At 63.7% G+C, this 11,013-nt stretch carries 14 protein-coding genes; all 14 read right to left on the bottom strand.

Annotated elements, in window-relative coordinates; all coding sequences use genetic code 11:
• Positions 1-4 precede the first annotated feature (4 nt).
• Complete coding sequence (gene nuoK, locus GSH16_RS09115; protein WP_160854231.1) at positions 5-310, bottom strand: NADH-quinone oxidoreductase subunit NuoK; 306 nt, start codon at positions 308-310, stop codon at positions 5-7.
• Positions 307-915 carry an NADH-quinone oxidoreductase subunit J gene (locus tag GSH16_RS09110; protein WP_160854229.1) on the bottom strand — a complete coding sequence of 203 codons (609 nt, stop codon included), beginning with the start codon at positions 913-915 and terminating at the stop codon, positions 307-309. The genes nuoK and GSH16_RS09110 overlap by 4 nt, the downstream gene beginning before the upstream one ends.
• Before the next feature lie 104 nt (positions 916-1,019).
• Entirely contained in the window at positions 1,020-1,514 is a 495-nt protein-coding gene (gene nuoI / locus GSH16_RS09105) for an NADH-quinone oxidoreductase subunit NuoI (protein WP_160854227.1), read from the bottom strand.
• 1 nt (position 1,515) lies between these two features.
• Entirely contained in the window at positions 1,516-2,550 is a 1,035-nt protein-coding gene (gene nuoH / locus GSH16_RS09100) for an NADH-quinone oxidoreductase subunit NuoH (protein WP_160854225.1), read from the bottom strand.
• A gap of 3 nt (positions 2,551-2,553) precedes the next feature.
• Complete coding sequence (gene nuoG, locus GSH16_RS09095; protein WP_160854223.1) at positions 2,554-4,575, bottom strand: NADH-quinone oxidoreductase subunit NuoG; 2,022 nt, start codon at positions 4,573-4,575, stop codon at positions 2,554-2,556.
• Between the two features lie 3 nt (positions 4,576-4,578).
• Entirely contained in the window at positions 4,579-5,082 is a 504-nt protein-coding gene (locus tag GSH16_RS09090; protein ID WP_160854221.1) for a DUF3291 domain-containing protein, read from the bottom strand.
• Positions 5,082-6,377, bottom strand: a complete 1,296-nt coding sequence (gene nuoF, locus GSH16_RS09085) for an NADH-quinone oxidoreductase subunit NuoF (RefSeq protein WP_160854219.1) — start codon at positions 6,375-6,377, stop codon at positions 5,082-5,084. The genes GSH16_RS09090 and nuoF overlap by 1 nt, the downstream gene beginning before the upstream one ends.
• Positions 6,378-6,380: 3 nt before the next feature.
• Positions 6,381-6,599, bottom strand: coding sequence for a DUF5337 family protein (locus GSH16_RS09080; RefSeq protein ID WP_160854217.1), 219 nt, complete (start codon positions 6,597-6,599; stop codon positions 6,381-6,383).
• Positions 6,600-6,629: 30 nt separating this feature from the next.
• A complete protein-coding gene (locus tag GSH16_RS09075; protein ID WP_160854215.1) occupies positions 6,630-7,112 on the bottom strand; it encodes a hypothetical protein in 483 nt (160 codons plus the stop codon).
• A 38-nt stretch (positions 7,113-7,150) separates the two neighbouring features.
• Positions 7,151-8,245 (bottom strand): NADH-quinone oxidoreductase subunit E, encoded by a 1,095-nt coding sequence (locus tag GSH16_RS09070; RefSeq protein WP_160854213.1) that lies wholly within the window; start codon positions 8,243-8,245, stop codon positions 7,151-7,153.
• Positions 8,245-9,456 (bottom strand): NADH-quinone oxidoreductase subunit D, encoded by a 1,212-nt coding sequence (locus tag GSH16_RS09065; protein ID WP_160854211.1) that lies wholly within the window; start codon positions 9,454-9,456, stop codon positions 8,245-8,247. The genes GSH16_RS09070 and GSH16_RS09065 overlap by 1 nt, the downstream gene beginning before the upstream one ends.
• A 1-nt stretch (position 9,457) precedes the next feature.
• Positions 9,458-10,060, bottom strand: a complete 603-nt coding sequence (locus GSH16_RS09060) for an NADH-quinone oxidoreductase subunit C (protein ID WP_160854209.1) — start codon at positions 10,058-10,060, stop codon at positions 9,458-9,460.
• A gap of 10 nt (positions 10,061-10,070) precedes the next feature.
• Positions 10,071-10,619, bottom strand: a complete 549-nt coding sequence (locus GSH16_RS09055) for a NuoB/complex I 20 kDa subunit family protein (RefSeq protein WP_160854207.1) — start codon at positions 10,617-10,619, stop codon at positions 10,071-10,073.
• Entirely contained in the window at positions 10,610-10,975 is a 366-nt protein-coding gene (locus GSH16_RS09050; RefSeq protein WP_160854205.1) for an NADH-quinone oxidoreductase subunit A, read from the bottom strand. Before GSH16_RS09050 ends, GSH16_RS09055 begins: the two co-directional genes overlap by 10 nt.
• Between the last annotated feature and the right edge of the window lie 38 nt (positions 10,976-11,013).

Below are 11,013 nucleotides of genomic sequence, written 5' to 3'. Positions count from 1 at the left end.
TCTCTTACCCCTTCATCACGTTGATCTTGTCGACCGCGATCGTGCTGCTGTTGCGGAAGAAACAGACAAGGATCGCAAGGCCGATGGCCGCCTCGGCCGCGGCAACGGTCAGCACGAAGAGCGTGAAAACCTGCCCGACCAGATCCCCCAGATGGGTGGAAAAGGCGACGAAGTTGATGTTGACCGCAAGCAGCATCAGTTCGATCGACATCAGGATGACGATCACGTTCTTGCGGTTCAGGAAGATCCCGAAAATGCCGGTGACGAAGAGGATCGCCGCCACCGTCAGGTAATGCTCTAGGCCGATCATAGTCCCTGCCCCGGTTTGATGTCCTTCATCTCGATCGCCGTGGCGGGATCGCGATAGATCTGGTCCAGAATGTCCTGGCGCTTGATGTCGGTCCGGTGGCGCAGGGTCAGCACGATCGCGCCGACCATGGCCACGAAGAGGATCAGACCCGCTGCCTGGAAGAGATAGACATATTGCGTGTAGATGAGCTGCCCCAGAGCGACCGTGTTCTCCACATCCGTGGGCGCAGGCGCCACGGCGGCGCGCAGCTCGGGCGCATTGTCCGCAAAGACCCATGTGCCGAAGACCAGTCCAAGTTCCACGATCAGCACCAGCCCGATCAGAAGGCCGAGCGGCAGGTAGCGCGCGAACCCTTCACGAAGCTCCGCGAAATCCACGTCGAGCATCATCACCACGAAGAGGAACAGCACCGCGACCGCGCCCACATAGACGATGACCAGCAGCATGGCGACGAATTCCGCCCCCATGAGGATGAACAGTCCGGCCGAGGAGAAGAAGGCCAGGATCAGCCAGAGCACCGAATGCACCGGGTTGCGCGACAGTACCACCATCAGCCCGGAGGCGACGGCGACGCCGGCGAATAGATAGAAAGCGAAGGCAATCATGCGGCCTGCTCCTCGAACTTGTTCGGCACCATGTCTGGCGCTCCTGTCTTTCTAAGTCCCGCCGCCCCGGGCCCCGGCGCGGCTGACTGTCCCTCAGCCCCCGCTTAGCGGTAGGGGGCGTCCAATTCCAGATTGCGGGCGATCTCGGATTCCCAGCGCTCCCCGTTCTCCAGCAGCTTCTCCTTGGTGTAGAAAAGCTCCTCGCGGGTTTCGGTGGCGAACTCGAAATTCGGTCCCTCGACAATCGCATCCACCGGGCAGGCTTCCTGACAGAAGCCGCAATAGATGCATTTCGTCATGTCGATATCGTAGCGCGTGGTGCGGCGCGAGCCGTCCTCGCGCGGTTCCGCGTCGATGGTGATCGCCTGCGCGGGGCAGACGGCCTCGCAGAGTTTGCAGGCGATGCAGCGCTCTTCCCCGTTGGGGTAGCGGCGCAGCGCATGCTCACCGCGGAAACGCGGGCTGAGCGGCCCCTTTTCATGCGGGTAGTTCAGCGTCGGCTTCGGGCGGAAGAAATATTTCATGCCCAGCTTGAAGCCGCCGATGAAATCGGAGAGCAGGAAATATTTGGTCGCACGGTTCCAGTCAATCGCAGCCATGTCAGCCCCCTACGGTCCAGCGCTGGTAGGCGCCCCAGAACCAGCCATATTGTGCAAAAATTCCGACGATCACGACCCAGGCGAGCGACATGGGCAGGAAGACTTTCCAGCCCAGACGCATCAGCTGGTCGTAGCGATAGCGCGGGACGATCGCCTTGACCATCGCGAAGAGGAAGAAGAAGAACAGCATCTTCAGGACCATCCAGAGCACGCCGTCCGGCAGGCCCGGAATGGGCGACAGCCAGCCGCCGAAGAAGAGGATGGTGATGAGCGCGCACATCAGCACGACCGCCATCAGTTCCCCGATCATGAAGAGCAGGAACGGGGTGGAGCTGTATTCCACCTGATAGCCGGCCACCAGTTCGGCCTCTGCTTCCGGCAGATCGAAGGGCGGACGGTTGGTTTCGGCCAGCGCCGAGACAAAGAAGAGCACGACCATCGGCAGGTGCGGCAGCCAGTACCAGCTGAAGATCCCGTAGCCGCCATCCTGCGCCATCACGATGGCGCTGAGGTTGAGCGACCCGGTCGAGATCAGCACGCCCACGATGATGAAACCGATCGAGACCTCGTAGGAGATCATCTGCGCGGCGGAGCGCAGCGAGCCGAGGAACGGATATTTCGAGTTGGACGCCCAGCCCCCCATGATCACGCCATAGACCTCCAGCGAGGAGATGGCGAAAATATAGAGGATGCCGATATTGAGGTTGGCGATCACCCAGCCCTCATTGAACGGGATCACCGCCCAGGCGATAACCGCCAGCACGAAGGTGATCATCGGTGCGATGAAGAAGATGGTCTTGTCGGCCCCGGCCGGCACCACCACTTCCTTGACGATATATTTCAGGAAGTCGGCAAAGCTCTGCAAGAGCCCCCACGGGCCGACCACGTTCGGTCCGCGGCGCATCTGCACGGCGGCCCAGACCTTGCGGTCGGCATACATCAGGAAGGCCAGTGCCACGAGCACGCAGACCGTGACCAGAAGACACTGGCCGAGGATCAGGAGGAAGAGGCCGAAACCGCTGTCAAAATATTCCATGTCTTACTCCGCAGCCACCGGCAGCGCCACTGCGGCGGCCAGTTTCGACAGGTCGGCCATCACCGTGGATGCCCGGGCAATCGGGTTGGTCAGGTAGAAATCGCTGATAACGTACTCGAACGGCGTGTCGGCAAAGCCGCCCGACGCCTCGACGCGCACGACCTCGTTTTCCGGCACCTGGTCGATCGCGGCCAGATGCGGATGGTCGGCAAAGAGCGCGGCGCGCAGCGCGGGCAGGCTGTCATAGGGCAGTGTCGCACCCATCTCGCCCGACAGCGCCCGCAGGATCGCCCAGTTCTCGCGCGCATCGCCCGGTGCAAAACCGGCCCGCGCGGCCATCTGGGGCCGGCCCTCGGTGTTGACGAAAATGCCGCTTTCCTCGGTATAGGCGGCCGCCGGCAGGATCAGGTCGGCGCGATGCGCCCCGCGATCCCCGTGGCTGCCCTGATAGATGACGAACGGACCCTCGGCGATGTCGATCTCGTCTGCGCCGAGATTGTAGACTACCTCCGCCCCGTCCATGATCGCGCCCATGCCGCCCTCGGTCGCAAAGCCGATATCCATGCCGCCGACGCGCGCTGCCGCGGTGTGGAGCACCAGAAGGCCGCTTTCGGTATTGTCACAAATGGTCTGGGCCGCTGCGAGAACTGCTGCACCGTCGGACCGCGCCAGCGCGCCCTGCCCGATGATGACGAGGCTCTTCTTGCCCTTGATCTCGTCCGAGCCGCCCATGTCGACAACCGACTGCAGCGCGGCGATATCGTCGCCCGCATGGTGATAGTCATAGGTCAGGTCGGCGGCCGGGCCGACAACCGCGATTTCCGCACCGTTCAGCCAGGCTTTCCGGATGCGCGCATTCAGAACGGCGGCCTCGTCGCGCGGGTTGGTGCCGATCAGCAGGATCCGCTCCGCATCGTCGATATCCGCGATGTTGGCCGTGCCCACATAGGCACCACGGTTGCCGATCGGCAGCTTGGCATTGTCGGTGCGGCATTCCACGGCGCCATCCAGCCCGTCGACCAGCGCCTTGAGCGCATACATGGCTTCAACCGGTGCGCGGTCGCCCGCCAGCGCGGTGACCTTCTTCCCCTTGAGCGCGGTTGCGGCAGCGGCGAGCGCCTCGCCCCAGCTTGCGGGCCGCAGCTTGCCGTTTTCACGGATATAGGGCCGGTCGAGCCGCTGGCGGCGCAGCCCGTCCCAGATGAAGCGGGTCTTGTCGGAGATCCACTCCTCGTTGATGCCATCATGGTTGCGCGGCAGGATGCGCATGACCTCGCGGCCCTTGGTGTCGACGCGGATGTTCGAGCCGAGCGCGTCCATCACGTCGATGCTCTCGGTCTTGGTCAGTTCCCAAGGCCGCGCGGTGAACGCATAGGGCTTCGAGGTGAGCGCCCCGACCGGGCACAGATCGATCACGTTGCCCTGCAGGTTCGAGGTCAGCATCTGGCCGAGATAGGAGGTAATCTCGCTATCCTCGCCGCGGCCGGTCTGGCCCATCTCCGACACGCCGGCCACTTCGGTGGTGAAGCGCACGCAGCGGGTGCAGGAGATGCAGCGCGTCATGGTGGTGGCCACGAGCGGACCGAGATCGGGGTCGATCGCGGCACGTTTCGGCTCGCGGTAGCGCGAAAAGTCCACGCCATAGGCCATGGCCTGATCCTGCAGGTCGCATTCGCCGCCCTGATCGCAGATCGGGCAGTCGAGCGGGTGGTTGATGAGCAGGAACTCCATCACCCCCTCGCGGGCCTTCTTGACCATCGGCGACTTGGTCTTCACCTCCGGCGGCTGGCCTTCGGGCCCGGGCCGCAGGTCGCGGACCTGCATCGCGCAGCTGGCCGCCGGTTTCGGCGGCCCGCCGACGACCTCGACCAGACACATGCGGCAGTTGCCGGCAATCGACAGGCGCTCGTGATAGCAGAAGCGCGGCACCTCGATACCGGCCACTTCACAGGCCTGAAGGATCGTCATGGCCGGATCGACCTCGATCTCCGTCCCGTCGATGATGATTTTGCGCAGGTCAGACATGCGTTACTCCGCCGCGACGGCGCCGCACTGGTGCGTGCGCCACAAGTTTGCGTCCTGGAGCCAGCGCCAGCCGAATGCATGGTCGCTGTCTCCCTGTTCTTCCAGATGCGCGAGGCGGGCAAGCCCCTCCTCCAGCGTCGGCTCATGCCCTTCGGGCACCCACCACATCACCAGATGCATCCCGTCCATCACGCGGAACCACTCGGCCCGGCGCTCATAGAACTGCCGGTGGACCGTGTTCCACACGAAATTCTCCAGACTTGCCGCATCGGTCCAGACCGTCAGGTTGGACACGAAGCGCGGATCGTCGTCGATCTTGGTCTCCAGATTGCCGGCATTGGGCGCACCGGACCCTCCCATCATCCACACGAAACCCGGCATGCGTTTGCCGAGCCCGTTCACGCGGTCGATGGCCTCCACGAAATCGGCCACGGCCGGATCACCGGGATCCGCCACTAGCCGCCCGATGTTGAGCTGGGCCAGGTTATGTCCTGCCGGCTGGACCATTATTCGGCGGCCACCGCGGAGACACGGCCCGTGCGCTTGTGCTTGATCCGGTCCTCGATCTCGTCGCGGAAATGCCGGATCAGGCCCTGAATCGGCCAGGCGGCGGCATCCCCGAGTGCACAGATCGTGTGACCCTCGACCTGCTTGGTCACATCAAGCAGCATGTCGATCTCTTCGGGTTCTGCATCGCCCGTGACGAGCCGGTCCATGACCCGCATCATCCAGCCTGTGCCTTCGCGGCAGGGCGTGCACTGGCCGCAGCTTTCATGCTTGTAGAATTTCGACAGGCGCCAGATCGCCTTGATGACGTCCGTGGACTGGTCCATCACGATCACGGCCGCGGTGCCGAGGCCCGAACGCTGCTCGCGCAGCCAGTCGAAATCCATGATCGCATCGCCGCAAATATCGGCCGGCAGGAGCGGCACGGAAGAGCCGCCCGGGATCACCGCCTTCAGGTTCTTCCAGCCACCGCGCACGCCGCCGCAATGTTTCTCCAGCAATTCCTGCAGCGGGATCGACATGGCTTCCTCGACCACGCACGGGCGCTCCACATGGCCCGAGATGGCAAAGAGCTTGGTTCCCGCATTGTTCGGGCGGCCAAAGCCCGCGAACCAGTCCGCGCCGCGGCGCAGGATGGTCGGCACAACGGCAATGGATTCGACATTGTTGACCGTGGTCGGACAGCCGTAAAGGCCAGTATTGGCCGGGAATGGCGGCTTCAGGCGCGGCATGCCCTTGCGGCCCTCGAGGCTTTCCAGAAGCGCCGTTTCCTCGCCGCAGATATAGGCGCCTGCCCCATGATGGAGGTAGAGGTCGAAATCCCAGCCCGAACCGGCGGCGTTCTTGCCCAGAAGCCCGTTGTCGTAGGCCTCGTCGATCGCGGCCTGCAGCGCCTCGCGCTCGCGGATGAACTCGCCGCGAATATAGATATAGCCCGCATTCGCGCCCATGCCGAACCCGGCGATCAGGCAGCCCTCGATCAGCGTGTGCGGATCGTGGCGCATGATCTCGCGGTCCTTGCAGGTGCCCGGTTCGGATTCGTCGGCATTGACGACCAGATAGGCCGGCCGCCCGTCGCTTTCCTTGGGCATGAAGGACCATTTCAGGCCGGTCGGGAACCCTGCCCCGCCGCGGCCGCGAAGCCCCGAGGCCTTGACCTGCTCCACGATCCAGTCGCGCCCGTTCTGGATGAGCTTGTCCGTGCCATCCCAATGGCCCCGCGCCTTGGCGCCGGCCAGGGTGCGGTCATGCATCCCGTAGAGGTTGGTAAAGATCCGATCCTTGTCAGCGAGCATCCGTCACTCTCCTTGCTGGCGCTGCCGCCAGACGCGAAACAATACGATCAGCGCCCATGCGAGCGCCGCGAGGGCGGCGAAATCCGCCAGAAAGGCATAGCGCACCGGCAGGCCAAGCTGCCCGCCGAGGAAGGACACGCCCATCCAGCCGAGAAAGGCCACCGCGATCACGATGGCGGCCTGACGCGTCTGTCGGCGCTGCTGTTCGGTCTGGTCCGGCACGTCCGTCTTTCCTGCTGGCGCGTTCTGCGCTCATCCCTCGTATTTCCATGTGCCCTTGCGGGCCGCCAGATCGGCCTGCCCGGGCAGGCTCTTGCTGGGCTTCACACGCGGTCCGGAGGCACCCGATGCCGGCGCGGCACTGGCAGTGCCCTCGATGATCTCGCCCTCGTCATCCGAAGACCCCTGGTCGCGCAGTTTCGAGACCTGCTCGTCGATGGCCCCGCTCACTTCGGCGGCGGCGTCGCGCGCGGCCTTGGTGGCCTTGTCCATCGTCTCGGGCAGGTCGGCCACGGCGGCACGGGCCTTGTCCTCGAACCGGTCGGCGGCTTCGGCCACTTCAGCGGCCATCCGGTCGGTCAGGAATTTCGACAGGCCGAACCAGGCCGCCCCGCCAAGCACCAAAGACAGGATGAAGCCCGCGTCGAAGAGCACGAAGAGCAGGACAAAGACCAGAACCGCTCCCAGAAGCGCGACATTGGCGGGTTTTTGCAAAAACGCCCAATTGTTCTTCATCCTGTCACTCCTTTCCGTGCCAGCGGCGGAACTGAAACTCAGTCCGCCTTGACGAGCGCACGGGCCTGCGCCCGCCAGTCGTCCCGCGTCACCCGGCCCTTGAAGCGCACGAGATTCTCGTCCGCCCAGGCCACTTCCTCATCCGACCATTGCGCGATCTGGTCATAATGCCAGATCCCCGCCTTGTTCAGTTCCTCTTCCAACTTCGGCCCGATGCCGGTGATCTTCTTCAGATCATCGGCTCCGCCCCCACGCGGGGCGTCGAGCAGTTCCGGCGTCGGCCCGTCCGACTTCGGCGCAACAGGCTTGTCCGCGCCCTTTTTCGGACCTTCGGGCTTGTCGACCGACTTGGCGGCTTTCTTGGCCGCTTTTTTCGCGGGCTTCTCGGCCTCGACCTTCTTCGCGGCCTTCTCGTTCGCGGCACGCTTCAGGGCCGCGCCGGTCAGTATCGGCACCTCGGTCCCGTCGATCCGCTTGATCGTGTCGCCATATTCAAGGGCACGCGCGACGGATGCATTCTGCGCATGGTCGCCATTGGCAAACTCTTCGAGCGTCGTCGGACCGCCGAGCGGTTCGGCCGCGAAACGTCCGTTCTGCGGGCCCGGAACCGGAACCTCGCCGCGCTCGAGCCCTTCGAGGATCTCGCGGAAGCTGTCCGGCGTCAGATCCTCGTAGAAATCCTTGCCGACCTGGATCATCGGCGCGTTGGTGCAGGCCCCGAGGCATTCCACCTCTTCCCAGGAGAACCGGCCGTCCGCGCTCAATTCGTGCGGGTTCGGTGCGATCACCTCCTTGCAGACGGCAATCAACGCTTCGGCCCCGCAGATCATGCAGGACGTGGTGCCGCAGACCTGGATATGGGCGACCGAGCCGACCGGCTGAAGCTGGAACATGAAGTAGAAGGACGCCACTTCGAGCACACGGATATGGGCCATGCCGAGCATGTCGGCCACATATTCGATGGCCGGACGGGTCACCCAGCCCTCCTGCTCCTGCGCCCGCCACAGAAGCGGGATCACGGCAGAGGCCTGCCGCCCTTCGGGATATTTGCGGATCTGGCCCTCGGCCCAGGCCTTGTTGGCCGGGGTGAACTCGAAGCTGTCCGGCTGTTCGGGATGCAAGCGGCGGAGCATTAGCGGTCAATCTCCCCAAACACGACATCCATGGAGCCGAGGATCGCCGAGACATCGGCCAGCTGGTGGCCGCGGCAGACATGGTCCATGGCCGCCAGGTGCGGGTAACCCGGCGCGCGCAGTTTCACTTTGTAGGGTTTGTTCGTGCCATCGGCGACGAGATATACACCGAATTCGCCTTTCGGCGCCTCGACGGCGGCATAGACCTCGCCCGCGGGCACGTGGAACCCTTCGGTATAGAGTTTGAAATGGTGGATGAGCGCCTCCATCGAGGTTTTCATCTCGTCGCGCTTGGGCGGCGTCAACTTGCCCCGCGCCAGCACGTCCTCACCCTTGGTGAGTTCCATCTTTTCAATCGCTTGACGCATGATCTTGACGCTTTCCCGCATCTCGGCCATCCGGCAGAGATAGCGGTCATAGCAGTCGCCCCGCGTGCCAACCGGCACCTGGAACTCGAACTCGTCGTAACATTCATAGGGCTGCGCGCGGCGCAGGTCCCAAGCCAGGCCGGAGCCGCGCACCATCACGCCTGACATGGACAGGCTGTGGCATTCCTCGGGCGTCACGACGCCGATATCGACATTGCGCTGCTTGAAGATGCGGTTCTCGGTCAGCAGGCCGGAAATATCGTCGAGAATTTCGGGGAATTCCTCGGTCCACTGGAAGATATCGTCGATCAACTCCTGCGGCAGGTCCTGATGCACCCCGCCCGGCCGGAAATAGGCCGCGTGCAAGCGTGCGCCACAGGCCCGCTCGTAGAAGATCATCAGCTTCTCGCGTTCCTCGAAGCCCCAGAGCGGCGGCGTCAGCGCGCCGACATCCATGGCCTGCGTGGTCACGTTCAGAAGATGGTTCAGAACCCTGCCGATCTCGGAGAAGAGCACCCGGATCAGGCTCGCGCGACGCGGGATCTCGGTCCCGGTCAGCTTTTCGATTGCGAGGCACCAGGCATGTTCCTGGTTCATCGGCGCCACATAGTCGAGCCGGTCGAGATAAGGCAGGTTCTGCAGGTAGGTGCGGCTTTCCATCAGCTTCTCGGTGCCGCGATGCAGCAGGCCGATATGCGGATCGGTACGCTCTACAATCTCGCCGTCAAGCTCCAGCACCATCCGCAAAACACCATGCGCCGCAGGGTGTTGCGGCCCGAAGTTGATGTTGAAATTGCGGATCTGCTGTTCGCCGCTGAGGGCGTCGGGATTGGAACCGTCCATGTCAGGCTCCCTTCTTCTCGTCGCCGGGCAGGATATATTCGGCCCCTTCCCACGGCGACATGAAATCGAACTGGCGATAGTCCTGCGTCAGGCTGACAGGTTCGTAGACCACGCGCTTTTCCGTCTCGTCATACCGAAGCTCGACATAGCCGGTGGTCGGGAAATCCTTGCGCAGCGGATGGCCGCGGAACCCGTAGTCGGTCAGGATCCGGCGCAGGTCGGGATGACCCGAGAAGAGGATCCCGTACATGTCGAACACTTCGCGCTCGAACCAGTTTGCGGAGGGAAACACGTCGGTGATCGTCGGCACCAGCGCGGATTCGTGCACCTGTGCTTTCACGCGGATTCGCTGGTTCTGCGTCATCGACAGGAACAGGTAGACCATGTCGAACCGGCGATCGCGGCCCGGATAGTCCACGGCGGTCAGGTCGGTCAGCGTGGTGAATTCGCAGGTCGCGTCGGATTTCAGGAACTCGGTGAAGGTCGGCAGCGCCTCGGGCGACACCGTCACTTCCAGTTCTCCGTTCGCGACAGAGGTCGCGATCACGCAATCGGGCTGGCGCGCCTCGATATGGGCCGCGAGTTCGAGAAGTTTTTCGCTCATCGCTCCCTCCTCAGCGCACGATCGTGCCGGTCCGGCGGATTTTCCGCTGGAGCTGCATGATCCCGTAGAGCAGCGCTTCCGCGGTCGGCGGGCAACCGGGCACGTAAATGTCCACCGGCACCACGCGGTCGCAGCCGCGCACGACGGAATAGCTGTAGTGATAGTAGCCGCCTCCGTTGGCGCAGGACCCCATGGAGATCACGTAGCGCGGTTCGGGCATCTGGTCGTAAACCTTGCGCAGCGCCGGGGCCATCTTGTTGGTCAGCGTGCCCGCGACGATCATCAGGTCGGACTGGCGCGGGGAGGCCCGCGGCGCGGTGCCGAACCGTTCCAGATCGTAGCGCGGCATGGAGGTGTGCATCATCTCCACGGCGCAGCAGGCCAGACCGAAGGTCATCCAGTGCAGCGATCCGGTGCGGGCCCAGTTGATCGCATCGGCCGTCGAGGTCACGAGGAACCCCTTGTCGGCCAGTTCGGCGTTGAGCGCGCGGGTGGTCGCCTCCTTGTCCTCACCGGCAGCGGTGGACAGGGCGGGCGAAGCGGACTGGGTCACTCCCATTCGAGCGCTCCCTTCTTCCATTCATAGACAAAACCGACGGTCAGCACGCCGAGGAAGACGATCATCGACCAGAAACCGAACTCGCCGATATGCTGGAACCCGGCCGCCCAGGGGAACAGGAACGCCACTTCGAGGTCGAAGATGATGAACAGGATCGACACGAGGTAGAAGCGCACGTCGAACTTCATGCGCGCATCATCGAACGCGTTGAACCCGCATTCATAGGCGGACACTTTTTCAGGGTCGGGATTGCGCACGGCAACCACGACGGCGGCCAGCACGAGCACGAGGCCCAGCACGATGGCGAGACCCAGAAAAACGAGTATCGGAAGATATTCGCGAAGCAGTTCGTCCAAGACCCGGTTCTCCTCTTGGCTGCGGTGACGGACCAGAC

The sequence above is a fragment of the Oceanomicrobium pacificus genome (assembly GCF_009833495.1).
Lineage (GTDB): Bacteria > Pseudomonadota > Alphaproteobacteria > Rhodobacterales > Rhodobacteraceae > Oceanomicrobium > Oceanomicrobium pacificus.
Note: the sequence above shows the minus strand (reverse complement) of the source record. Positions and strands in the feature narration are given on the sequence as shown.